Annotated in this window: 21 protein-coding genes; 7 read left to right on the top strand and 14 right to left on the bottom strand. The window is 68.7% G+C overall.

The window, feature by feature from the left end; genetic code table 11:
- Positions 1 to 21 precede the first annotated feature (21 nt).
- From ilvC to ACVCMC_RS14575, 14 genes are all read right to left on the bottom strand, one after another.
- Positions 22 to 1,032, bottom strand: a complete 1,011-nt coding sequence (ilvC, locus tag ACVCMC_RS14510) for a ketol-acid reductoisomerase (protein WP_447097797.1) — start codon at positions 1,030 to 1,032, stop codon at positions 22 to 24.
- Complete coding sequence (gene ilvD / locus ACVCMC_RS14515; protein ID WP_447097798.1) at positions 1,029 to 2,741, bottom strand: dihydroxy-acid dehydratase; 1,713 nt, start codon at positions 2,739 to 2,741, stop codon at positions 1,029 to 1,031. The genes ilvC and ilvD overlap by 4 nt, the downstream gene beginning before the upstream one ends.
- Before the next feature lie 324 nt (positions 2,742 to 3,065).
- A complete protein-coding gene (gene leuB / locus ACVCMC_RS14520) occupies positions 3,066 to 4,163 on the bottom strand; it encodes a 3-isopropylmalate dehydrogenase (protein ID WP_447097799.1) in 1,098 nt (365 codons plus the stop codon).
- Complete coding sequence (gene leuD, locus ACVCMC_RS14525) at positions 4,160 to 4,741, bottom strand: 3-isopropylmalate dehydratase small subunit (protein WP_447097800.1); 582 nt, start codon at positions 4,739 to 4,741, stop codon at positions 4,160 to 4,162. Before leuD ends, leuB begins: the two co-directional genes overlap by 4 nt.
- Before the next feature lie 139 nt (positions 4,742 to 4,880).
- Positions 4,881 to 6,293, bottom strand: coding sequence for a 3-isopropylmalate dehydratase large subunit (gene leuC, locus ACVCMC_RS14530; RefSeq protein WP_447097801.1), 1,413 nt, complete (start codon positions 6,291 to 6,293; stop codon positions 4,881 to 4,883).
- Positions 6,290 to 7,285 (bottom strand): branched-chain amino acid transaminase, encoded by a 996-nt coding sequence (locus ACVCMC_RS14535; RefSeq protein WP_447097802.1) that lies wholly within the window; start codon positions 7,283 to 7,285, stop codon positions 6,290 to 6,292. The genes leuC and ACVCMC_RS14535 overlap by 4 nt, the downstream gene beginning before the upstream one ends.
- Positions 7,282 to 8,904, bottom strand: coding sequence for a 2-isopropylmalate synthase (locus tag ACVCMC_RS14540; RefSeq protein ID WP_447097803.1), 1,623 nt, complete (start codon positions 8,902 to 8,904; stop codon positions 7,282 to 7,284). Before ACVCMC_RS14540 ends, ACVCMC_RS14535 begins: the two co-directional genes overlap by 4 nt.
- Positions 8,905 to 9,320: 416 nt before the next feature.
- Positions 9,321 to 9,893 (bottom strand): hypothetical protein, encoded by a 573-nt coding sequence (locus tag ACVCMC_RS14545; RefSeq protein WP_447097804.1) that lies wholly within the window; start codon positions 9,891 to 9,893, stop codon positions 9,321 to 9,323.
- Between the two features lie 11 nt (positions 9,894 to 9,904).
- Entirely contained in the window at positions 9,905 to 12,160 is a 2,256-nt protein-coding gene (locus ACVCMC_RS14550; RefSeq protein WP_447097805.1) for a hypothetical protein, read from the bottom strand.
- Positions 12,157 to 12,594 carry a hypothetical protein gene (locus tag ACVCMC_RS14555; RefSeq protein ID WP_447099511.1) on the bottom strand — a complete coding sequence of 146 codons (438 nt, stop codon included), beginning with the start codon at positions 12,592 to 12,594 and terminating at the stop codon, positions 12,157 to 12,159. The genes ACVCMC_RS14550 and ACVCMC_RS14555 overlap by 4 nt, the downstream gene beginning before the upstream one ends.
- 78 nt (positions 12,595 to 12,672) lie before the next feature.
- On the bottom strand, positions 12,673 to 13,197 hold the full coding sequence (locus ACVCMC_RS14560) for a hypothetical protein (RefSeq protein WP_447097806.1): 525 nt from the start codon (positions 13,195 to 13,197) through the stop codon (positions 12,673 to 12,675).
- Between the two features lie 42 nt (positions 13,198 to 13,239).
- Entirely contained in the window at positions 13,240 to 14,568 is a 1,329-nt protein-coding gene (thrC, locus tag ACVCMC_RS14565; protein WP_447097807.1) for a threonine synthase, read from the bottom strand.
- A 168-nt stretch (positions 14,569 to 14,736) separates the two neighbouring features.
- Entirely contained in the window at positions 14,737 to 15,729 is a 993-nt protein-coding gene (locus ACVCMC_RS14570; protein WP_447097808.1) for a homoserine kinase, read from the bottom strand.
- Positions 15,726 to 16,877: a homoserine dehydrogenase gene (locus tag ACVCMC_RS14575; RefSeq protein ID WP_395120572.1), complete on the bottom strand. Its 1,152-nt coding sequence runs from the start codon at positions 16,875 to 16,877 to the stop codon at positions 15,726 to 15,728. Before ACVCMC_RS14575 ends, ACVCMC_RS14570 begins: the two co-directional genes overlap by 4 nt.
- Positions 16,878 to 17,261: 384 nt before the next feature.
- Between ACVCMC_RS14575 and ACVCMC_RS14580 the strand changes: the two genes are divergently transcribed.
- From ACVCMC_RS14580 to ACVCMC_RS14610, 7 genes are all read left to right on the top strand, one after another.
- Positions 17,262 to 17,996: a c-type cytochrome gene (locus ACVCMC_RS14580; RefSeq protein ID WP_447097809.1), complete on the top strand. Its 735-nt coding sequence runs from the start codon at positions 17,262 to 17,264 to the stop codon at positions 17,994 to 17,996.
- A complete protein-coding gene (locus ACVCMC_RS14585) occupies positions 17,993 to 19,282 on the top strand; it encodes a cytochrome c (protein WP_447097810.1) in 1,290 nt (429 codons plus the stop codon). The genes ACVCMC_RS14580 and ACVCMC_RS14585 overlap by 4 nt, the downstream gene beginning before the upstream one ends.
- A 173-nt stretch (positions 19,283 to 19,455) precedes the next feature.
- Complete coding sequence (locus tag ACVCMC_RS14590; protein WP_447097811.1) at positions 19,456 to 20,694, top strand: sugar phosphate isomerase/epimerase family protein; 1,239 nt, start codon at positions 19,456 to 19,458, stop codon at positions 20,692 to 20,694.
- A 3-nt stretch (positions 20,695 to 20,697) separates the two neighbouring features.
- Entirely contained in the window at positions 20,698 to 21,183 is a 486-nt protein-coding gene (locus ACVCMC_RS14595) for an S-ribosylhomocysteine lyase (protein ID WP_447097812.1), read from the top strand.
- Positions 21,180 to 22,328, top strand: a complete 1,149-nt coding sequence (locus ACVCMC_RS14600) for a sedoheptulose 7-phosphate cyclase (protein ID WP_447097813.1) — start codon at positions 21,180 to 21,182, stop codon at positions 22,326 to 22,328. Before ACVCMC_RS14595 ends, ACVCMC_RS14600 begins: the two co-directional genes overlap by 4 nt.
- The gene (ubiG, locus tag ACVCMC_RS14605) at positions 22,306 to 23,016 is read left to right on the top strand and encodes a bifunctional 2-polyprenyl-6-hydroxyphenol methylase/3-demethylubiquinol 3-O-methyltransferase UbiG (protein ID WP_447097814.1); all 711 of its coding nucleotides are present in this window, start codon (positions 22,306 to 22,308) and stop codon (positions 23,014 to 23,016) included. The genes ACVCMC_RS14600 and ubiG overlap by 23 nt, the downstream gene beginning before the upstream one ends.
- 4 nt (positions 23,017 to 23,020) lie before the next feature.
- Positions 23,021 to 23,914 carry a UbiA prenyltransferase family protein gene (locus ACVCMC_RS14610; protein ID WP_447097815.1) on the top strand — a complete coding sequence of 298 codons (894 nt, stop codon included), beginning with the start codon at positions 23,021 to 23,023 and terminating at the stop codon, positions 23,912 to 23,914.
- The last annotated feature ends 563 nt before the right edge of the window (positions 23,915 to 24,477 follow it).

Below are 24,477 nucleotides of genomic sequence, written 5' to 3' on the forward strand. Positions count from 1 at the left end.
CGCCGGCCGACCCGCGGGGATTCAACCGGCTTTCTTCAGCGGCTCGACGACGGTCTTCGGTGCGCTTGGCTGCAGCCACGGCATCTGTGCCCGCAGCTTCGCGCCGACCTGCTCGATCGGATGCGCGAGGTCGGCCTGCTTGAGCCGGTTGTAGTTCGGCAGGCCGGCGGCGTATTCGGCCGTCCAGTTGCGCGCGAAGGTGCCGTCCTGGATGTCGGCGAGCACTTCCTTCATGCGCGCCTTCACGCCGGCGTCGACCACCCGCGGGCCGCTGACGTAGTCGCCGTACTGCGCGGTCTCGGAGACGAACTGCAGCATCTTGGCCAGGCCGCCCTCGTAGAACAGGTCGACGATCAGCTTCAGCTCGTGCATCACCTCGTAATAGGCGATCTCCGGCTGGTAGCCGGCTTCCACCAGGGTCTCGAAACCCTTGGTCACCAGCTCGCTGGCGCCGCCGCAGAGCACCGCCTGCTCGCCGAACAGGTCGGTCTCGGTCTCTTCCTTGAAGTCGGTCTTGATGAGCATCGCGCGGCCGCCGCCGATGCCGTCGGCGTAGCCCCGGGTCTTCGCCTCGGCCTGGCCGCTGACGTCCTGGTGCACCGCCCAGATGCACGGCACGCCGCGGCCGCGCTCGTACTCGCTGCGCACCAGCGCGCCGGGGCCCTTGGGTGCGACCAGGATCACGTCGACGTCGGCGCGCGGCACGATCTGCCCGAAATGCACGTTGAAACCGTGCGCGAACAAGAGCGCGGCGCCGGGCTTGAGGTTCGGCTCGATCGCTTCCTTGTACAGCGCGGGCTGCACCATGTCGGGCGTGAGCACGGCGACCAGGTCGGCGCCCTTCACGGCTTCGGCCGGCTCGGCCACCTTGAAGCCGTCGGCCTTGGCCTTGTGCCAGGTCGGGCCGTTCGGGCGCAGGCCGACCACCACGTCGAGGCCGGAATCGCGCAGGTTCAGCGCGTGCGCGCGGCCCTGGCTGCCGTAGCCGAGCACGGCGATGCGGGATGAGGCGAGGGTGTTGGGGCTGCTCATGCGGTGACTCCCTGGTTGGATGCGATGGTGGTGTGCGGTGCGGGTGAGGCGGGTTGCGTGGTGGCGCCATCGGAGGCAGAGCCCACCAGCAGGGCGAACTTGGCGAGCACGCCGCGGCTGACTTTCGGTGCCGGTGGCTGCCACCGCGCACGGCGCGCGGCGAGGTCGGCGTCGGTGGAAATTTCGCGGGCGAGCGCGTCGATGCGGATGCGGTCGCCGTCGGCCAGCAGCGCGATCGGCCCGCCGCGTGCCGCCTCCGGCGCCATGTGGCCGACCATGAAGCCGTGGGTGGCGCCGGAGAAGCGGCCGTCGGTGATCAGCGCCACGTCGTCGCCGAGACCGCGGCCGATCAGCGCGGCGGTGACGCCCAGCATCTCGCGCATGCCAGGTCCGCCGGCGGGGCCTTCGTTGCGGATCACCACCACGTCGCCCTTCGCGATGCGGCCTTCCTGCACGGCGGCGAAGGCAGCCTCCTCGCTCTCGAACACGCGTGCGCTGCCCTCGAAGCGGGTGCCGCCGTGGCCGGGGCCGTGCTTGCCGGGGATCTTCAGGATGCAGCCGTCCGGCGCGAGGTTGCCGTACAGGATGGAGTAGCCGCCGTGCGGTTTCAGCGGCGCACTCACGGGCGCGATCACCGGTTGGTCGGCGAAGCGTGGCGCGGCGGCGGCCTCCGCGAACAGGCTGCGGCCGGTGACGGTGGGCGCGTCGATCAGCATGCCGGCTTCGATCAGCTCCTGCGCCACGCGCGCGGCGCCGCCGGCGTCGAACATCTCCACCGCGGTGTAGCGGCCGGAGGGCAGCAGGTCGGCGATCACCGGGGTGGCCTCGGTGGCCGGCTGGAAATCCTCCAGCGACCAGTCCACGCCGGCCTCGCGGGCGATCGCGAGCAGGTGCAGCACCGCGTTGGTGGAGCCGGCGGTGGCCGCGACCATGCGCGCGGCGTTGTGCATCGCGGTGCGGCTGATCAGGGCACGCGGCGTGCGGCTCTCGCGCAGGCAGTCCATCACCAGCTCGCCGCAGCGGCGCGCGGCGGCGAGCTTGTCCGGGTGGGTGGCGGGGATGTCGTTCAGTCCCATCGGCGACAGCCCCAGCGTGGTCAGCACCATCGCCATGGTGTTGGCGGTGAACTGGCCGCCGCAGGCGCCGGCGCCGCCGCAGGCGTCGCATTCCACCGCGTGCAGTTCCGCGTCGTCGATCTTGCCTGCGCCGTGCGCGCCCACCGCCTCGAACACCTGCTGGATGGTGATCGGCCGGTTCTTGTGCAGGCCATGCGCGATGGTGCCGCCATAGAGCGCGACGGCCGGGATGTCCAGCCGCGCCATTGCCATCGCGGCAGCGGGGATGGTCTTGTCGCAGCCGCACAGCACCACCATGGCGTCGCACAGGTGGCCTTCCACCGCCGCCTCGATCGAGTCGGTGATGACCTCGCGGCTGACCAGCGAATAGCGCATGCCCGGCGTGCCCATGGCGATGCCGTCGGTGACTGCGATGGTGTTGAACTCCACCGGCGTGCCGCCGGCAGCGCGCACGCCTTCCATCGCTGCCTGCGCGAGATCGCGCAGGTTGAGGTTGCACGGCGAGACGTCCGACCAGGTGTGCACCACCGCCACCAGCGGCTTCTTCAGCGCGGCGTCGTCCAGGCCGGTGGCGCGCAACATGGCACGGGCGGGCGCGCGATCGGGGCCGCTCTTGATCAGGTCACTGCGCATGAAGAAAGCTCCGAAGGACTAACTCCCTTGACGGGGAGACAAATCGGCAGGAAGGCCGATTTGCACGGCGCCAGCCGCCCGCAGGGTGAGGGCCAGGGATGGCCCGAATGAAGGGGCCCCGAAGGGGCGGATGAGGGGTGGGTGCTCGCCATGAAGTCGATTGGCAGCGAATGGAAAAGCGCCCCCTGCGCGCGAGGGAGGTCGACGGAATGGCGAGGGAGTCGGCGCCATCGCGGCGTGCAGGAGCCATCCATGTCGCATGCGCGCAGGGGGCGGCAGAAAATGCGGGCACGTCCGTGTGCCCGCCGGGGAAAGCTGGCCGGATCAGCCGCATGCGCGTGCTCCGGCAAAGAACACGGCGGCGCTGCCGGCGTGCTCGTCGATCGCGGCGATCACTGCATCGCGCACCTCGTCGGTGCCGGCGCTGCCGCCGATGTCGCGACTGTGCGGGCCGTGGCGCAGCACCTGCTCGACCGCCGATTCGATCGCCGCCGCTTCGGCTTCCAGGCCCAGCGAATGGCGCAGCAGCAGCGCGGCGGAAAGGATCGCGCCGACCGGATTGGCCACGCCTTGTCCGGCGATGTCCGGCGCCGAACCGTGGATCGGTTCGTACAGTCCACGGCGACCGTCGCCCAGCGACGCCGACGGCAGCAGGCCGAGCGAGCCGGCCAGCGCGGCGGCCTCGTCGGTGAGGATGTCGCCGAACAGGTTCTCGGTGACCACCACGTCGTAGCGGTTCGGCTGGGTCAGCAGCAGCATCGCCATCGAGTCGACCAGCTGGTGTTCGAGCTTCACGTCGGGGTAGTCGGCGGCGATGCGCTGCACCGTGCTGCGCCACAGCCGCGAGGTTTCCAGCACGTTCGCCTTGTCGACCGAGGTGACATGGCGGCGGCGCCCGCGCGCCAGCTCGAACGCGCGGCGCACCACGCGCTCGATCTCGGCTACGGTGTACCTGCACTCGTCGGTGGCGGCGTCGGCGCTGCGCGTCTTCGCGCCGAAATAGGCGCCGCCGGTGAGCTCGCGCACGAACAGCACGTCGACGTGCTTCAGCTTGTCGTTCTTCAGCGGCGACAGGTTGGCCAGCGCCGGATGCACCTGCAGCGGGCGCAGGTTGGCGTACACGCCGAGCGCGGCGCGCAGCGCCAGCAGGCCCTGTTCGGGCCGCACCGGTGCGTTCGGATCGGACCACTTCGGACCGCCGACGGCACCCAGCAGCACCGCATCGGCGGACCGGCACGCCGCCAGCGAAGCGGCCGGCAGCGGTTCGCCGGTGGCATCGATCGCGATGCCGCCGATCAGCTGTTCATCGAACGCGAACACGTGCTCATGGCGCGCGGCCACGGTCTTCAATACGGCCACCGCGGCGGCGGTGACCTCGGGGCCGACGCCATCGCCGGGCAGAGTGACGATGCGTGCCTTCATGCCGCTTGCTCCTGTTGTTCGTACCGATGGATGGCCTCACCCTGCTGCAGCAGGTAGCCGAGCTGGTCGACGCCGTTGAGCAGGCAGTGCCGCGCGAACGGTTCCAGACGGAACGGGATGCGGCCGCCGTCGGGCAGCGCGATGTACTGCTCGCGCACGTCGATCGCCAGCTCGATGCCGGGGTGCTTGAGCAGCCAGCGGTGTTCCAGTTCGTCGATGACGATCGCCAGCAGGCCGTTCTTCAGCGCGTTGCCGCGGAAGATGTCCGCGATCTCGCTGCACAGCACCGCCTGGATGCCGTAATCCAGCAGCGCCCACGGCGCGTGCTCGCGCGAGGAGCCGCAGCCGAAGTTGCGCCCGGCGACGAGGATCGAGCAGCCGCGCGCTTCCGGCCGGTTCAGCGGGAACGCCGGGTTGTCGCTGCCGTCGGCCTGGTAGCGCCAGTCGTGGAAGCACAGCTGGCCCAGCCCCTCGCGCGTGGTGGTGGTGAGGAAGCGTGCCGGGATGATGCGGTCGGTGTCGATGTTCTCGTCGGCCAGCACGGCGGTGCGGGAGTGGAGGCGGGTGATGGGATTCATGGCTGGCTCGTTTGAAAAGTGAGTGGAGAGGAGTGAGAAGTGAGAGAAGGGCGGAGAGCGGGTGCGTGCAAAGAGAAATCGCCGGTATGCGGCTCGTGCTCTCTCTCACTCCTCACTCCTCTACCCTCGCTCCTGCCTCTCATGCCGCCACTTCCACCAGGTACTCGCGCGGATCGGCGATGCGCCCGGCGATCGCCGATGCGGCGGCGGTGGCCGGGCTGGCCAGCACGGTGCGTGCGCCCTTGCCCTGGCGGCCTTCGAAGTTGCGGTTGGAGGTGCTCACCACCAGCTGGCCCGGCTGCGCCAGGTCGCCGTTCATCGCGATGCACATCGAGCAGCCGGGCACGCGCCACTCGGCGCCGGCGGCGGTGAACACGTGGTGCAGGCCTTCGCGCTCGGCGTCGCGGCGCACCGCCTCGGAACCGGGCACCACCAGCATGCGTACACCTTGCGCGATGCGTCGGCCATGCAGCACGCGCGCCGCTTCGCGCAGGTCGGACAGGCGCGAGTTGGTGCAGCTGCCGACGAACACGACGTCGACCGGCGTGCCCTGCATCGGCTGGCCGGGCGTGCTTTGCATGTAGTCGAGCGCGCGGCGTTCCTGCGCATTGTTCGCCGCCGGTACCGGCGCGTCCATCGCGATCGCCATGCCCGGATGGGTGCCGTAGGTGACGGTGGGTTTCACCGCGCCGGCGTCGATGCGCACCTCGCGGTCGTATCGCGCGCCGTCGTCGCTGCGCAATGCGCGCCACCTCGTCACCGCCGCGTCCCACGCCGCGCCCTGCGGCACGCGCGGGCGATCCTTCAGCCAGGCGAACGTGGTCTCGTCCGGCGCGATCAGCCCGGCGCGCGCGCCGGCCTCGATCGACATGTTGCAGACGGTCATGCGCTCGTCCATCGACAGCGCCTCGATCGCCGCGCCGCGATACTCCAGCACGTAACCGGTGCCGCCATCGACACCGATCGTGCCGATGATGTGCAGGATCAAATCCTTCGCGCCCACGCCCGGCGGCAACTGGCCGTCCACGTGGATTGCCATGGTCTTCGGCCTGCGCTGCAGCAGGCACTGCGTGGCCATCACGTGGCCGACCTCGGTGGTGCCGATGCCGAACGCCAGCGCGCCGAACGCGCCGTGGGTGGAGGTGTGGCTGTCGCCGCAGACAATGGTCATGCCGGGCTGGGTCGCGCCCAGCTCGGGGCCGATCACGTGCACGATGCCGCGGTCGGCGCTGTCCCAGCCGTGCAGTTCGACGCCGAACTCGCGGCAGTTCGCTTCCAGCTGCGCGACCTGTGCCTGCGCCTCGGCGTTCGCATACGGGCGGCTGCCGTCGGCATTCGTCGGCAGGGTCGGCGTGGAATGATCCAGCGTGGCCAGCATGCGGTCGGGCCGGCGCAGTTTCAGCCCGCGCTCGCGCAGTTCGCTGAACGCCTGCGGCGAGGTCACCTCGTGCACCAGGTGCAGGTCGACGTAGATCACCGCCGGCGTGTCGGCGGTTTCGGCGACGACGACGTGGGCGTCCCAGACTTTCTCGAAGAGGGTCCGTGAGGTCATGCCGCGACCTCCGTCACTTCGTGCGCTCGTCCCTGAGCGCGATCACCAGCTGGTGCTGAGCCACAATCAGGGACGACTGCATTGACCACACTCAACCAGCCGTAGCGATCCTCGGTGCGGCCGTCGAACAGGCCGAAGAACGCCTGCTGCAACGCCTTCGTGATCGGCCCCGGCGCGCCCGCGCCGATGGCCTTGCGGTCGACCGAGCGCACCGGGGTGATCTCGGCGGCGGTGCCGGTCATGAACACTTCGTCGGCGGAGTACAGCGCCTCGCGCGGCAGCTCGCGCTCTTCGACCGAGATGCCGAGATCGGCAGCCAGGGTGAGTACCGCGTCGCGCGTGATGCCGGCCAGGATGCCGGCGCTGGACGGCGGGGTGAGCAGCTTGCCGCGCTTCACCAGGAACAGATTCTCGCCGGCGCCTTCGCTGAGCAGGCCGTTGTGGCCCAGAGCGATGCCCTCGTCGTAGCCGTTGCGGCGTGCCTCCAGCCCGATCAGCTGGCTCGACAGGTAATTGCCGCCGGCCTTGGCCCAGCTCGGCAGGGTGTTCGGCGCGGGACGGTTCCACGACGACACGCAGACATCGGCGCCGCGCTCGGCCGCCTCGCCCAGGTACGCGCCCCAGTTCAGCGCGATGATCGCCACCTCCACCGGCGCGCCATCCCTTGCCAGCACACCCAACCCGCCGGCGCCGCGGAACACGATCGGCCGCACGTAGGCCGACGGAATCGCGTTGGCGCGGATCAGTTCCAGGCACGCGTCGTTGATCTCGTCTTCGCTGTAGCCCACCTCGATCTCGTAGACGCGCGCCGACTCGAACAGCCGGCGGGTGTGCTCGGCCAGGCGAAAATAGGCTGGCCCGCGCGGCGTGGCGTACACGCGCTCGCCCTCGAACACCGACGAGCCGTAGTGCAGTGCGTGCGTGCTGACATGGACGTTGGCATCGGCCCACGGCTTGATCCGGCCGTTGTGCCAGACGAAGGGCGTACTCATGCGGTGGCTCCCAGGGCTTTGGTGTTGCGTGGGGTTGGGGATGCGGTCGCTGGCGTGACCGGCGCGTGTCGTTCGATGCGATTGACGATGGCCAGCGCGGCCTGCGCGGTGGCTTCGACGATGTCGGTGCTGACGCCGTCGCCGTTCCAGTCGCGGCCGGCATGGCGGGCGACCAGCCGAGCCTGGCCCTGGGCATCGCCGCCCTCGCTGACCGCGCGCACCTGGAAATCCGTCAGCCGCAGGTCGCTGTCGGTGGCGCGTTCGATGGCGCGCAGCACCGCGTCGACCGGGCCGTCGCCGATCGCCGCTTCGGCGGCTTCACGGCCATCGTCGTGGCGCAGTTTCACCGCCGCCGAGGCGCCGGCACCCAGGTGCGTGCTGGTGTCCAGACGCAGCAGCCGCCACGGACCCAGCGCGTCGGGGTCCTGGCCCAGCGCCAGCGCTTCCAGATCCTCGTCGTGCACCTCGCGCTTCTTGTCGGCCAGCGTCTTGAAGCGCGCGAAGATCGCGTCCAGCGCTGCTTCTTCCGGCGCGTGGCCCAGCGCCTGCAACCGCTGGCGCAGCGCGGCGCGACCGGAGTGCTTGCCCAGCACCAGCTTGGTCTCGGCCAGGCCCACGTCCTGCGGGCGCATGATTTCGTAGGTGCCGCGATGCTTGAGCATGCCGTGCTGGTGGATGCCCGACTCGTGCGCGAAGGCGTTCGCGCCGACGATTGCCTTGTTGCGCTGCACCTGCTGGCCGGTGAGTTGCGACAGCAGGCGCGAGGCGGGATGCAGCTTGCGCGTATCGATGCGGGTATCCGCGCCGAAGTACGCGCCGCGCACCTTCAACGCCATCACGATCTCCTCCAGCGCGGCGTTGCCGGCGCGCTCGCCGATGCCGTTGACGGTGCATTCCACCTGGCGCGCGCCGGCCTCCACCGCGGCCAGGCTGTTGGCCACCGCCATGCCGAGGTCGTTGTGGCAATGGCTGGAGAACACCACGCGTTCGGCGCCGGCGACGTGGGCACGCAGCCAGGCGAAACGTTCGGCGATCTCGGCCGGCGTCATGTAGCCGACCGTGTCCGGTGCATTGAGCGTGCTGGCGCCGGCTGCAACGGCGGCGGCGAATATCTCGGCGAGGAACTCCGGCTCGGTGCGCATCGCGTCCTCGGCGGAGAACTCCACTTCGTGGCAGCGTTCGCGCGCCTGTTCCACCGCGGCAACCGCGGCATCCAGCACCTGCGCCTTGCTCATGCCCAGCTTGTGCTCGCGATGCAGCGCGCTGGTGGAGATGAACACGTGGATGCGCGAACGCTGTGCCCGCTCCAGCGCGCGGGCGGCGCTGTCGACGTCGCCGGACTGGCAGCGCGCCAGCGCGCACACGGTGGTGGATTTCAGCGACTCGGCGATCTGCGCCACCGCGGCGAAATCATCCGGCGAGGCCTGCGGAAAACCCGCCTCGAGCACGTCCACGCCGAGCGATTCGAGCATCTGCGCCATGCGCAGCTTGGCGCGCCGGTCCATCGAGAAACCGGGCGTCTGCTCGCCGTCGCGCAAGGTGGTGTCGAAGATGCGCACGCGGTCGGCGGCCACGTCGTCGTCGCCGGCGGGTGCGTTGTGCTGGTCGGGGTTTTTCATCATGGCTCCGCTGTGTGGGCGTCGCCGAAGGCACAAAAAAACCCCGCATCCGTTACCGGGTGCGGGGTTCTTTGGGTGTTTTCAGGTTTTTCTAGCTACCTGGACACATGCCCTCAGCCCGCACCTCCGTTGGTAATAAGGAGTACGAGTACGAGGGTAATAATGAGCGTGCCGCGAGCCTGCAGCAGGCCGTCAACCGTCGCGAGACGGTTCATTTCGGCGGTGCGGCAGTGGCTGCTGCGTTGCGACATGAAACCGACCGTAAGCGATGCCGGCGAGCCTGTCAACAAAAATCTTCATGACGAAATCTTCTAAGCCGCCGCGGCGCAATTTGGACGGCTAGGTGGCCAAATGGATACAGATGAAACTATCGACCTCGCCGGGACCGGCCACCGGCGGCACGATTTCGCGCTGCGCTAGGGATCCAGCCGCACCCATTTGCTGCCGGCACGCGCGCACAATCCGCCGTCGGCGCAACGCGCCAGCCTGCCGTTGGCGATCGCGGCGTTGATCTGGTCGACCCACTCGGCGCGCACGTTCTCCCGGTGCGCCTGCACGCCCATGTAGATCGCCACGCCGATCACCGCCAGCGAGGCCACGGCGCTGGCCACGAAGGTCTTCCATGCATGGGCCGACAGCGCCCGGCCGAGCCGGTTGGTGCGCTGTTCCAGTTCGCGGATGGCGTGCCGGATGCGCTGGGTGCCGTCCTGCATGGTGCGCCCGGCCTCTTCCAGTGGCTGACGCAGCCCGCTGGCCACCGTGGTGGCCGCGGCTTGCCGGATGTGTTCGATGATGCCGGCGGCGAGCCGCTCGGAGGAGTCGGCCACGCCGTGCGCCGTGCGGTCGAGGCGTTGCGCGGCGTCCTGGACCTCCTGCATCACCTGCTGGCCGCGCTGCTCCAGCACGCCGGTGAATGCCGCCAGTTGCAGCGCCAGCGCGCGCAGGTCGTCTGTCTGCGTATTGTTCGGGCCGTCGATGTCCGGGTTCATGGGTTCCTTCCTCATCGTTGCATCACCGCAGCTTGTTGCGCCTGTGCCTCCCGTCCCGCCTGCAGCGCCAATTGCTGGTTGAGTTGTTGTCCCTGCGCCAGCCAGGCCTGCCCGCGCTCCGATTGCAGGTAGTTCTGGCCGATCGAGCGCATGGCTTCGATATCCAGGCTGCGCGCGGCCGCGACCAGGGCATCGAACATGGCGTGATCGGAGCTTGCGGGCGTGATCGGCGCCACGCCCGCAACAGCAAGTGGCGCGGTCACCACCGCATCATGCGATGCCGGCGAAGATTCGAGCGGGGTCTGATGATCTGCTCCGACTGCCGCGTAGCTTTCCGCCGACGCGCGCACGTGCAATTGCGCGGCCAGCCACTTCTCGTACTTCTGCGCAATCAGCTGCTGGCCGTAATCGGCGTTGGAGTGCACCGCGAGCTGCTCCAGCTGGCCAAGCCGCGTCCGTTCCTCGCCGCTCGCCCCGTGCGTCTCGTGGATCACTACCCTGCCGATCAGCCGCGTTTCTTCCCGGCTGAAATGGCCGTGGCCGTCGGCGTTCCAGACCTTCCCGGTCCGCGGATCGGTGATGTGCTCCTCGCTGGCCAGCCCGAGGGCTTCGGTGACGACCTCCGGCAAGGGACCGTTCGCGCTCCAGCCCTTGCCGTAGTAGTCCATCACGTATGCCTTGGCGACGTCCTCGGCATAGTGCTCGTTGTTGAACCGCCGATTGGCGGCGAGCTGATTCAGCGCTTCGGTTGTCCGGGCATTGGCAGGCCGGTCCACCGTGATATAGGACGGGATCCCGTAAGTATTGGGCACGCCGGGGATCTGCACCTGCTGCGCCCAACCGTCGGCTGTGGCGTGCCACTTGGTGCCATCCAGTTCGATGTGCCTGGTGTCCTGTGTGGCTGGATTGGCGAGTGCCAGCGAGATGATTGCGGTCATGCGCTGGTAGTCGAGCTGGGCGAGCTGCGCCGCTGGCGCCGGCGTCACCACGGCGCGCATCGACGCCGCACCGTATGGATTCGGTACCGACGCAACGGCCGGATCGAGCTGGTAGTGCGTGTTCTGCCACCGTCCGTCCTCGTACACGTAGGTGACCCCATCGGTACCCGTCTGATGATTGACCTTGTGCTCGGTCACCATGGTGGCGATCTTGTCGCCCGCGAACGCACCCACCACGCCACCGACAGCGCCGGTGATGAAGGCGCCGGGGCCGGTTTCCGAACCCGCCACAAAGCCATAAGCGACACCGGCGCCGATGCCACCGAGCAAGCCGCCCACCGTGCGCCCTTCGTAGCGTCGAAGCAGCGCATCCGCGCCGAACTGGTTGCCTTGCGCGCTGAGCGCCTGGTATTGCTTAGCAGTAGTGTAGGCGTCGCCCACTAGCGCACCGACGCCGGCGATACCCATGCCCGCACTAACGCCCGGATGGAGACCACGCGTCGCTTCGGCAGCGAGCGGCACCGACTCCAAGCGCAGACGGGTGTTGCCGGCCTGCACGTAGACGTTCGGTGGTGGCATGCGATCGGCCAAGGGTCGCGTGACAGCAGTGAAGGAGGGTGTTTTGCCCTGGATCGAGGTGCCGGCGAAATAGGTGCGGCTATCCACCTGCACTATGCCGTTCTCGCGCAGCGGTGTGCCCGCGTAGTTCACTGTCACATTCAAGGTGCCAACGTTGTTGTAAGCGCGCGCCGAAATAATCTCGAAAGCCGCCTGCGTGCCCTGGCTGGTTTGGCGTGCGACAAGCTCTTCACGCGGGATGCCTTCGATCATGGTGATATTGGGGTTGGCGATGGCGCGAGGTAGTTCCACCGCGACGAACACCCGATCCAGTTTTGCATCGCTGACAATGGCGCGCACCTCCCCATGGGTGGCGTCGACGAAGCGACCGGAGGCATCCGCCCAGGGGCCTTCTTTTGCGTTGTAGAGCCAGTCTGTTGCGGGACCGTGGTACTTGCCGCTTGTCAAATCAGCTAGGTCAATCCCATAGGCTTTAGAAACGGCTGCATTGAAATCACGGGATTCGAGAAATTTGGCAGCTTGACTGTTGTTGATAACCCGCACGTCCTCGCCGGCGGCAATCATGCCCTTGACTACGTCATTTGAATAAACGCCCTCAGACACACGACCGCTATACAACACGGTTACCTTTCCTGAAGCATCCGCATCCACCTGCGCCGCCAGAGCACGCAACTGCTCTGGTGTGGCGTACCTCTCTGGTTGACTCCGCAGCAGATCTATGGCCTGTTGGGATGTCAAGGGACTCGTCATATGACGTCTCCCCCGATATCGACAGTGATTTCATATTCTGTGTTTGTGGAATATATGCCTGATCCTTTATAAGCTAGGAGGGCTTCGTTCAGATCAGCAAGAATATCCTCCTTGTGTGGACGCAACTGTTCGGGCAAGTCCAGCGAAGTCAACTTCCAATGCGACCAGCCGGGTTGGCCAATTTCACCACCGTGATCCAGAAGCTCCGTTCCCAGGAGCAACAGGTCACCGTGCCAATACAGGGTCCATTTGTACTGGTTACGTAGATCCGGATCGGAACCACCACCTAGCTCCACATTCCGAAGATAGATGTTTCGCACCCGATCGATCGTCCAGTCGCGAGCATGAGTGCCTGGAAAGAATTGCTTGTCAATCTCCTCAAGCTGGTATTTTTCGGCATCTTCGGCGGAGATGTATTCATTCACGAAAGACATTTTTCCTCCCGGGCGTTGCGCGTCGTGGTTCAATCCAACTGCCATGCCTGATCTACCTCGTTAAAGTAACGGGTCGTATCACGATTTATTTTTCTTGCCTGATGAATGACTGAGCACCTTGGCAGCGCCAACCGGGGAAAGCGAAGTGACGTCATTGCCGTCTTGAGCATCCACGACTTGGGTACTCTTGCGGATCCAGTCGACCAGGCCCGGAGGTATGTAGAAGTGCTCTCCGCCAGATATGGCAATGATCATGCCGAGTTCTGGACGGATCATGTTCAAGAGCTTGTATGCGTTCTCGCGTATGGCGGTGCTGCAGCCGGATCGGGCTAGGTCGTCGAGGTTGTCGGATACCACGATGTACAGGTTTTCGTCTTGTTGGGATTCCCTGATCTCAAATCGAAAATTGCTTATCTCTGGTCCGGTCTCGTTGGTGAAAACCGATACGAACAGCTTGGTATTGACCAGTTGTTCCCAGACTGGCATGTAGTCTCCAGTTTCCCTGGACGCCAGCAGCATTTTTTCCAGACCCATGCGCCACTCCCTGTGCGTTTTGACTTCCAGCATGACCGGCTGCTGACATTCCAACGGGCCGTCGAGCATGATTAACCGTCCCCGCAGCACAACACGGACGATCGAGGAGGGTCAATCGGAATATTTTCCATTGTGATGCAGTCGTGCGCTGAGCGATCTGTCATCGGCGTCGACGGGTTCGGCACTGGCTGACCGATCCAGCATGGCGGCCAGCGCGACGGGAACCGCGACGGAATGGCCGATCAACGGCTCCACCACGCTCTCGAACTTGGCCGGGTGCGCTGTGGCTACGATCGCCCACGCAGACGTATCACCTGAATTGCGCAACCAGTCGAGTTCGTGCATGGCGGTGGCGGTGTGCGGGCAGAACACTTCGCCATGTTCGCGTGCGTGACGGGTGATGGTCTGGCGGATGGTGGCATCGTCGACGCTGTGGGCTTGCAGCAGACGGCGGAGTTCCGCTTCGTCGGGAAACGTCCAGCGCAGCCGCTCGAAGTTGCTGGGCGCGCCGACGTCCATCGCGTTGGCGAGGGTGGCGACGGCTTCGCGCGGCCGATAGTCGGCGCCGGCGAAGTAGTCGGGCAGGGTGGCGTTGGCGTTGCAGGCCAGGCGCACTTCGCCGATCGGCAGGCCCATTTCGCGCGCCCACAGGCAGGCCATGGCGTTGCCGAGGTTGCCGGTGGGGACGATGAAGTTGAGCGGCGTGCGGTGTTCGCGCCACCAGCGCAGCGCGGCGTGGGCGTAGTAGCTCATCTGTGGCAGCAGGCGGCCGAGGCTGATGCTGTTGGCGGAGGACAGCGGTACGTCGGCCTGCAGTGCCGCGTCGTTGAGTGCGGCCTTGACCATGCGCTGGCAATCGTCGAAGCGGCCGGCCACGCGCAGCGCGGTCACGTTGTCGCCGAAGCAGCCGAGCTGGTGCGCCTGGCGCGGCGAAACCCGGCCGTCGGGGTAGAGGATCACCACGCGGACGTTCGGCTGGCGGTGGAACGCCGCGGCTACCGCGGCGCCGGTGTCGCCGGAGGTGGCGACGAGGATCGTCAGCGGTCGCGCATCGGCGCGCGGCAGCCGGCGCAGGCAGGCGGCGAGGAAGCGTGCGCCGAAATCCTTGAAGGCGGAGGTGGGGCCGTGGAACAGCTCCAGCATCAGCGTGTGCGGATGGGCGGGCAGCGGACGAAGTGGTGCGTCGAAGGTGAAGGCTTCGGCGCAGATCGCGGGTAGTGCGTCGGCCAGCGCGTCGCCGGCGAAGAACGGCTCCAGCAAGGTGGTGGCGGTGTCGGCCAGCGTGCCGCGCGGATCGAAGGCGGCGGGATCGAGCCGCGGGAGCTGTTCGGGCACGTACAGGCCGCCGTCGGGGGCGAGGCCGGCGGCGATGGCGTGGCTGAGCGGTACGGTTTCCGTGCTGCTGCTGCGCGTGCTGTGATAACGCAGAGGTTCATGCATGACCGCCACCCCTGCTGTAGGAGCGCACCCCGTGCGCGATGCCTTTGTCGCGTGCCAGGAAGAGCTCGCGCACTGGGTGCGCTCCTACAGGCGTAGGGCGGGCATTGCCCGCCGCGATTGCGACGATGCGCGAAGAGGGGCCGGCGGGCGGTGCCCGCCCTACGATCATCATGGTTGCGAGTCCTGGTCGAGCGAATCCATCAACTCGGCGGCCGGCCCCTCGATCGGCGACACCCACGCATCGCTGTCCAGCCCGGCGTCGGCGAAGGCGGCCTGCATCGCCACGCTGGCCGCCTCGGCATCGGCGCGGTTGTCGTACCAGCCGAACACGCTGGGGCCGGCGCCGGAGATGCTGGCGCCGAGGGCGTGGTGGTCGAGCGCGGCCTGCTTCACCTGCGCGAAGTGCGGTATCAGCGGGGCGCGGCGCGGTTCCACCAGCACGTCTTTCAGGCCTTCGCGCACCAGCGTCGCGTCGCCGCGTTGGCAGCCGGTCAGCACCAGGGCGAGGTTCGAACTCTGCGCCACGAACTCGCCCAGCTCGTAGTGGCCGGCCAGCGCGGCGCGCGCGCGGCGCGTCTCCAGCACCACGTGCGGATGCACCAGCGCACAGTGCCATGCCGCCGGCACGGCGATGCGCACCAGGCGCTCGTGGGTGGCCAGGACCAGGCCGCCGAGCAGCATCGAGCCGAGGTTGTCGCCGTGGCGGCTGCCGCTGGCCACCGCTTCGCCGTCGAGTGCGAACGGGTACAGCGCCTCGCGCGACAGCGGCTGTTCCAGCAAGGCGTTGGCGGCGACCAGCGCGGCCACGCACGAGGCCGCCGAACCGCCCATGCCCGAGCCCAGCGCAATGCCCTTGTGCAGCACCAGCTCGAAACCGAACGGCAGCTTCAGTGCGCGATGCAGCGACAGCAGCGCGGTGCCGGCCGTGTTGTGCCGCGGGTCGAGCGGCAGGCCTTCCACGCAGCCACGGATGGCGGCGATGCGCACCACCGGTTCCTCGATGCGGCGCACCTCGGCGCGGTCGCCGGCGCCGGCCACGCTGTGGCCGAGCAGGTCGAAGCCGACGCCGACGTTGCCGACGCTGGCCGGGGCGAAGGCGTGGGCGAGGTGCGGCGGTCGTGCGTGTGCAGCCATGAGCGGTTCCTGTAGCGGCGTGTTCATGCATGCACCGCCAGCGATTCGGCGATGCGCAGCAGGTCGGCGAACACGCCGGCCGCGGTGACCTCCGGCCCGGCGCCCGGACCCTGCACCAGCAGCGGATTATCGCAGTAGCGGCGCGTGCTGAACTGCACCACGTTGTCGGTCAGCCGCGTGTGCGCGAACGCGTGGCTGGCCGGCAGCACCTGCAGTCGCACGCTGGCGTGGCCATGGCGGTCGAGGTGGGCAACATGGCGCAGCACGCCGCCAGCCTCGCGCGAGCGGGCCAGCGCGGCAGCCATCGGCGCATCGAGCTCGCCCAGCCGCGCGAAGAACTCCTCGCGGTCCAGTGCGGCGAGCGATGCCGGCACCAGGCTTTCCAGGTCGACGTCTTCCAGCGACAGCGGCCAGCCAGCCTCGCGCGCCAGGATCACCAGCTTGCGCGCCACGTCCAGGCCGGAAAGATCGTCGCGCGGATCGGGCTCGGTATAACCCAGCGCATGCGCCTCGCGCACCAGTGCGGAGAACGGTTGCCGGCCGTCGTGGCGGTTGCACAGCCAGGCCAGCGTGCCGGAGAACATGCCTTCCACCGCGAGCAGTTCATCGCCGGTGTCGAGCAGGTCGCGCAGGGTCTGCACCACCGGCAGGCCGGCGCAGACGGTGGCCTCGCAGCGAAAGCGCGCGCCGCCGGCGCAGGCGGTGTGGATCGCCTGCCAGCGCGGCAGCGGGCCGCTGCCGGCGAGCTTGTTCGGCGTCACCACGTGGATGCCCGCGGCCAGCCACTGCGGATAGTGCGAGGCCACTTCGTCGCTGGCGCTGCAGTCGATCAGCAGCGCATGGCGGCCATCGGTGCCGCGCACGTGCGCGGCGAACGCGTCCAGATCATTCGGGCGCCAGGTCTGCGCGCCGCCGTGGCGGTCGTTGAGTTCGGCATCGTCGCAATCCAGCCACATGCGCTTGCGGGCGACCACGCCGCAAAGCCTGAGGTCCAGGCCGAGCGTGCGCGCCAGCCGCGGCTGCGCCGCACGCAGCTGGGCGAGCAGGGCGCTGCCGACGCGGCCGGGGCCGATCACGCCCACCGCCAGCGTGCGCAGCCGCGTGCTGCCGGTGGCATGCGGGGACAGCGGCGGCAGCGGAACATGCTTGGCTTGCTCGGGTGCACAGGTGATCACGGTGGCCTCTCCGGTGGAGGCCCGTGCTCGCTGGCGTGTCGGTATCAGCCGGCCCGCCTCGTCGAGGGCGGGCCGTTGCGTGGAAACTTCAGCTGCGCACGACGCTCCGCCCGGGACTCGTAGTACCGGTGGTAATCGTGCGGGTAGTCGTGGCGACGGCGCCCGCGCGCACCGTCGCGGCGCCGGTGCGAACCGGGGCGGCAAACAGGCGGTCGGGGGCTGAAATCGGCGACATGCATCGACCATACGGGCAATGTTGCGCTGCGGTCAACAGATTCATTTGCAACTTTTCGCCTGCCCGGCAGCGGCTTCGGGGGTCGGGTGGCAGTGCGGCAGGATGTCGCGAGTCCCCGGCGAAACGGCGCCCGGGATTACCATGGGCGGATGATCCGTCCCCCTTACCGACGCTCGTCGCTTCGCGCGGCGGTCGCGCTGCTTGCGTTTTGCAGTGCCGCGGCCGCGCTGGCCGCAGCCGCTCCCGACACCCTGGAACAGCGCGTGGCCGCATGCACCAGTTGCCACGGCGCGCGCGGCGAAGGTTCCCCCGATGGCGTGCTGGCGCCGCGCCTGGCCGGCAAGCCGGCGGGTTATCTGCTGCAGCAACTGGAGTACTTCCAGTCCGGCCAGCGCCGGCACGCGCCGATGGAATACGTGGTGCGCCAGCTGAGCCAGCCCTACCTGCGCCAGATCGCGGAATACTTCGCCGCGCAGGATCTGCCGTACCACCGCTGGCCGCAGCCCGCCGTGTCGGCCGAGGTCCTGCGCCGCGGCGAACAGGTGGTGCTCCACGGCGATCCCGCCCGCGCCGTGCCTTCGTGCGTAAGCTGCCACGGCGACAAGCTCACCGGCTTCGAGTCGATGATGCCGGGCCTGGTCGGTCTGTCCTCCGGCTACATCAGCAACCAGCTGGTGTCGTGGCGCACGCATACCCGCGCGGCGGAAGGGCCGTATTGCATGGGCGTGGTGGCCAACCGCATGCGCGAGTCGGATATCGCCGCGGTGTCCGCATGGCTGGCCAGCCACGCGCCGGCGGCGGACATGCACCCGCAGCCCGCCGCGGCGCAGACGACGCCGCTGCCGGGCTGGTGCGTGATGGGCCACAGCGAGGTGAATCCATGAAGTGGTTGCGACGCGGCGTCGGCTTGCTGGTGGTCCTGCTGCTGATCGGCGCGGCAGCGTGGTGGTATCTCGCGCGCGACCAGCGCACACCGTCCACGCCGGTCCAGCGCGAGGCCGATGCGGTCGCGCTGGTCGATCCGGCGCGGATCGAGCGCGGCAAGTACCTGGCCACCGTCGGCGACTGCGCCGCCTGCCACACCGCGCGCGGCGGCCAGCCGTATGCGGGCGGCCGCTCGCTGGCCACGCCGTTCGGCGACGTGCCGGCGCCGAACATCACGCCGGACGCGGACACCGGCATCGGCCAGTGGAGCTTCGACGATTTCTGGGCCGCGCTGCACCTGGGCAAGGGCCGCCACGGCCAGCTGCTGTACCCGGTGTTCTCCTACACCTCGTTCACCAGGGTCACGCGCGACGATGCGCTGTCGATCTTCGCCTACCTGAAATCGCTGCCGCCGGTGAACCAGCCGGCGCAGCCGACCGGCCTGGAGTTTCCCTACAACGTGCGCAGCAGCCTGGTGGCGTGGCGCGCGCTGTACTTCAAGCCCGGCGTGTACCAACCCGATCCCGCGCAGTCGCCGCAGTGGAATCGCGGCGCCTACCTGGTGCAGGGGCTGGGCCATTGCAACGAATGCCACGCGCCGCGCGATTCGCTCGGCGGCATCGAGCAGAACCAGCACCTCACCGGCGGGCAGATCCCGCAGCTGGACTGGTATGCGCCCGATCTCAGCACGCGCAGCGGCGGCGGCCTGGAAGGCTGGAGCGCGCAGGACGTCATCGACCTGCTGAAGACCGGCCAGTCGTCCAAAGGCAGCGCATTCGGACCGATGGCCGACGTGGTGCGGCTGAGCACCCAGCACATGACCGACGCCGACCTGCAGGCGGTGGCGACCTACCTGCAAGCGTTGCCGCCGCGCGCGCCGGCCGCACCGGTCGCGTTCCCCCAGGCGGCCAGCCACGAGCAGGGCGGCAAGCTCTACGCGAAGCACTGCGCCGATTGCCACGGCGACAACGGCCAGGGCGTGGCCGGCATCTATCCGCCGCTGGACGGCAACACCTCGGTCACCGGACCGACCAGCATCAATGCGATCCGCAGCGTGCTGCTGGGTGGCTTCGCGCCGGCCACCGCGGCCAATCCGCGGCCGTACTCGATGCCGCCGTTCGCGCAGCAACTGAGCGACGAGGACGTGGCCGCCGTGGTCAGCTACGTCCGCCAGTCGTGGTCGAACAAGGCCAGCGCGGTGGCGCCCGTCGAGGTCAGCCGCTCGCGGCATACGCCGGTGGATTGAGCACCGCGCCGGCTTGATCGCGCGACGCGCGATGCCGGCCCGTCCAGGCGACGCGTTTTGTCGCGGTGGCGCACCGTTGCCGCATTCGTTGACCTGCATCAAGGCGACTGCGCGGCTGCGCCGACACGCTTGCGCCACTTTGTCCACACCGGGCTCACGCTCCGGCACGGCGCATGATCGATCTCGCGTACAGCAGCTTCGGACTCACCCGTTTGCCCTTCCTCGATGCCATCGACGCGGTGGCGCGCGCGGGCTATGCGGGGATGGAGATCGCCTTTCATCGCGACCACTTCAATCCGTTCGACCTCGGCGACGACGATCTCGGTGCAGTGAAGCATCGACTGGCGCGCGCCGGCATCGCGCCGGCCTGCGTGGCCACCGCCTCGCACTTCTTCACGCCCTCGCGGCCGCACGAGCCTTCGCTGATGTCGCTGGACACGGCCGGGCGCAAGCGGCGCGTCGACCTGGTCAAGCGCGGCATTCGCGTGGCGCGCCGGCTGGGCACGAACCTGGTCACCTGCGGCAGCGGCTTCGTGCGCGAAGAGCATGTGCGCCAGCCGCAGGTGGACCCGCTCGACGTGCTGGCCGAGTCCATCCGCGAGTGTCTGGGCGAGATCCGCGACGACGACGACATCACCCTGCTGATCGAACCCGAGCCCGGCATGGCGATCGAGACGCTGGCGCAGGGCCAGGCGCTGATCGCCGCGGTCGGTTCGCCGCGCTTCGCGCTGCACATCGACCTCTGCCATGCCTACTGCTCCGAGCCGGACTACCTCGCCGCGCTGGCGCAGGCCGCGCCGCAGGCGCGTTACCTGCACATCTCCGATGCGCGCGCGGGCTGGAACCTGAAGATCGCGGAAGACAGCGACGCGCTCGCCGTCAACCTCGACCACGCCAGCACGCTGGTGTATTTCCCCGACGGTGCCGACTACCTCTTGCTGGATGGCAGTCACCCGCTGTACTTCGCCGATCGCGCGCCGGATGCCGCGCGGCAGCGGCGCATCGATGCCCTGCTGGCGCGTGCCGGTCTCGCGCGAGCGGCACGCTGGGTGGATTACGGCAGCCTGCACGCCGGCACCTCGCCGCTGGACGACGAGATCTTCACCTACTTGATCTCGGTGCCCGGCATCAGCTTCGACGCGCTGGAGCGCGCCCACCCGATCCTCGCCTGGTTGCGCGGCGCGCGCGGCCCCGCGCTGGTGGACGCCATGGTCGCCAACACGCGCACCGGCGTCGTGCATTTCCACGAGATCCCCGGCGAGGGCACGCTGGATCTGGCGGCCAGCTTCGCCGCGCTGAACGCGCACGGCTTCCATGGCTTCGGTTCGGTGGAGCTTTATCACCACGTGGATGCGTGGCAGGAGGCGTTGCAGGCCAGCCATCGCCACCTCGCCGCGATCGCGCAGGGCTGATCGATGCGGATCGACCTCGACGCCTGGGGCTGGGCCGCCGACACCGTCGGCGAGCTGGACCACCGCCGGTTGAAGGCACCCAGCGTGAAGTTGCGCGGCGTGCACGCGGGGGCGGGCGGCGACGTGGTCTGCACCATCGACCTGCGCTGGCGCCTGCCCAATGCCGACGCCTGCCTGAGCACGGTCGAGGCGCATTCGCTGGAGCACTTCCTGCTGGAGGGTTTCGGCCGCCTGCTGCCGGGGCACTTCATCGGCGTGGGCGTGATGGGCTGCCGGACCGGTTTCTACCTCACGCTGTTGAACGAGGGTCGCCGCGAGGTGATCGAGCGGACCCTGGAAACCGTGCTCTACGGCGTGCTCGGCGCCACCGCCGTGCCCTACGCGCGCATCGAGCAATGCGGCCACTGGCGCCACCACGACCTGGCCGCCGCGCAGGCGGTGGCGGGCGAGGTGCTGGCGCGGCGCGCGGCGTGGCGGGAGGTCGCGTGAACGCGGCGGTCACGCGTTGGCGGGTCAGCGAGACGCGCCGCGTCGAGTACGAGCTGTGCAACGTCGCGGACGTGTTCGATCCGGCCTGCGACGCCTTGCTGGCCGACGGCCGTCGCGCCGGCGGCCGCCGCTTCGTGGTGGTGGACGAGGTGGTGCTGCGTCACCACGGCGTGCGCCTCGCCGCCTACTTTGCGCAGCACGACGTGACCGCGCGCATCGTCGCGCTGCCCGGCGGCGAGGGCGGCAAGACGATGGAGGCGTGGCAGCACCTGCTGCGCGCGCTGGACGAGTTCCCCATCCACCGCCGCGACGAGCCGATCCTCGCCATCGGCGGCGGCGTGCTCACCGACGTGGTCGGCTTCGTGGCCTCCAGCTACCGCCGCGGCGTGCCGCACATCAAGGTGCCCACCACCCTGATGGGCTACGTGGATGCGGCGGTGGGGATCAAGAACGGGATCAACTTCAACGGCCGCAAGAACCGCCTCGGCAGCTTCGAGCCGCCGCGCCGCGTGCTGCTGGATCGCAGCTTGCTGCGCACGCTGCCGCGCCGCCACCTGCACAACGGCGTGTGCGAGATCATCAAGCTCGCCGTGATCAAGGATGCGGCGCTGTTCGCGCAACTGGAACGCCACGGCGCCGCCAGCGTGGCCGGCGCGTTCCAGGGCGAGCACGGCGGCGCCATCCTCGACCGCGCCATCGACGACATGCTGCAGGAGCTGGCGCCCAACCTGTTCGAGGACGAGCTGGCGCGCGTGGTGGATTTCGGCCACACCTTCAGCTACGGCCTGGAAACGCGGCACGAGGACAACCTGCTGCACGGCGAGGCGGTGCTGCTGGACATCCTCGTCTCCGTCGCCATCGCCCACGGCCGCGGCCTGCTGGCCGATGCCGCCGCCGCGCGCATCCTCGCCCTGGTCGAGCGCCTCGGCCTGGCGCCGCCGCTGGAACTGCTCGACGCCACGCTGATGTGGCAGTCGCTGCTGGACCGCGTCGAACACCGCAACGGCGCCCAGCGCGTGCCGCTGCCGGTCGCCGTGGGCGAGGGCGTGTTCGCCAACGACATCCGCCGCGGCGAACTCGCCGACGCCATCGCCACCCTGCAATGCTGGACTCGCCCCGCCCATGACCGAATCGCCGAATGTTGATGCCGCGGAGATCGCGCACTTCAACCGCATCGCCCAGCTGTGGTGGGACCCGCACGGCAAGATGGGCCAGCTGCACGCCATCAACGGCCTGCGCCTGCGCTTCATCACCGATCGCCTGGGCGGCGCCGCGCCGCGCGTGCTGGACGTGGGTTGCGGCGGCGGCATCCTCGCCGAGGCGCTGGCCAGACACGGCGCGCAGGTCACCGGCATCGACCTCTCCACGCTGTCGCTCAACGTGGCGCGCCAGCATGCCGAGCGCGGCGCGCTGGACATCGACTACCGCGAGATCGACGTGGAAACGCTGGCGCGCGAGCAGGCCGGCAGCTTCGACGCGGTGACCTGCATGGAGATGCTCGAACACGTGCCCGAGCCCGCGCGCGTGATCGCCGCCTGCGCGCAGTTGCTCAGGCCGGGCGGCGTGGCCTTCTTCTCCACCATCAACCGCAACCTCAAGGCGTTCGCCTTCGCCATCGTGGCCGGCGAGTACATCCTCGGCCTGTTGCCGCGCGGCACGCACAGCTACCGCAAGCTGATCCGCCCGACCGAGATGCGCACGTGGGCAAGTGCGGCGGGGCTGCAGTTCAACGCCGTGGCGAGCCTCATGTACCACCCGCTCAAGCGCAGCTTCCGCGTGGCGCCGGGGCGCGAGGACATCAACTACATGGCCAGCTTCACGAAGCGGGGTTGAACACATGCGCCGCTTCCTCGCCCTCTCGCGCTCGCTGCATGGCGTGCTCGACATCGCCATGCCCGGCTTCGTCGCCCTGCTGTGGCTCGGCCATTTCCCCGCCTGGCCGGTGCTGGCGCTCTGCCTGGGCACCGCACTGGCCGGCTATACCGCGATCTACGCGCTGAACGACCTGGCCGGCGTCCGCGACGACCGCCAGAAGGTGGCGCGCGGGCTCACCCCCGGCTACGCGGTGGAGGCCTCCACGATGCGCTACCCGCTGGCACAGAACCTGATCAGCATGAAAGGCGCGCTGGCCTGGTTCGGCCTGTGGTTCGCGCTGGCCGTGCTCGGCATCTGGCTGCTCAACCCGTGGATCCTCGCCATCCTCATCGCCGCGGCGCTGCTGGAACTGGCCTACGTGAAACTGCTCAAGGTCACCTGGTGGCGCACCGTGGTCAGCGGCCTGGTGAAATCCGCCGGCCCCGTCGCCGCCGTATTCGCCGTGGTGCCGACGCCTTCGTTGGCGGGGCTGGCGCTGATGCTGGGCTGGCTGATGCTGTGGGAAGTGGGCGGGCAGAACATCCCCGCCGACTGGAACGACCTTGAGGAGGATCGCGCCATCGGCGCGCGCACCATCCCGCTGGTGTTCGGCCTGCGCGTCGCCGGCTGGCTGGTGCTCGGGCTGCTCGGTCTCGTCGTCGCCGGCAGCCTGCTGCTGGCGAGGCTCTCGCCACTGATGCTCGGCTGGCCATTCCAGCTCGCCGTGTTGCTGGCTGGTGTGGTGCTGCTGGTGGTGCCGGCGGTGCGGCTGGCGGTGACCCGCGATGGCCGCGCGGCCGCGCGGCTGTTCGACCGCTCAAGTTTGTATCCGCTGGCGTTGTTGCTGATCGTGACGGTGTTCGTGTTGTTGCCTTGAGTGTGCCGTTCGCCCCGAAGTCCGGCGCATGATCCGGAAGGTGGACGTAGGGCGGGCACTGCCCGCCGGCTTTCCCGCGCGTCACTCATGCCCGTCAAATCCTCACGATCAACGCGCTCGTACCCGCGTGTTTCCTTCGATCCAGGACATCAAAGGCAAGAGCGGTCGATCGCCTTCGGCGACCGAGTCACTTTTCTCTTGCGTGGCCAAGAGAAAAGTAACCAAAAGAGAAGGCCACCCCGCTTGGCGCTTGCCGGGCATCCTGCCCGGCAAGTCCGTGAGCCGGGGTCGGGCTTTTCGACAGCACATCCATGTGCTGGCGAAAAGGCATCGGCATCCATGCCGATGCCCGCTACGCGGCCTGTCGCCCCCGCCTCACCGCCGCACAGGGGCCCCGGGTGAAGCAGCGGGCCATCGTGGCCCGCACTCTTCAGAAGAGCCCAAGTAAAGCAGGGACGCTGTACGCCATCCCCTCTGTTTGACTTCGTCCGTCCTGGTTTCGCCGCCGCCGCAGGATTCTCGCCCGGTCGTACCGGTGGACGGTCGATGCAGGGCGCGAACTG

This window comes from Rhodanobacter sp. UC4452_H20 (assembly GCF_052978205.1).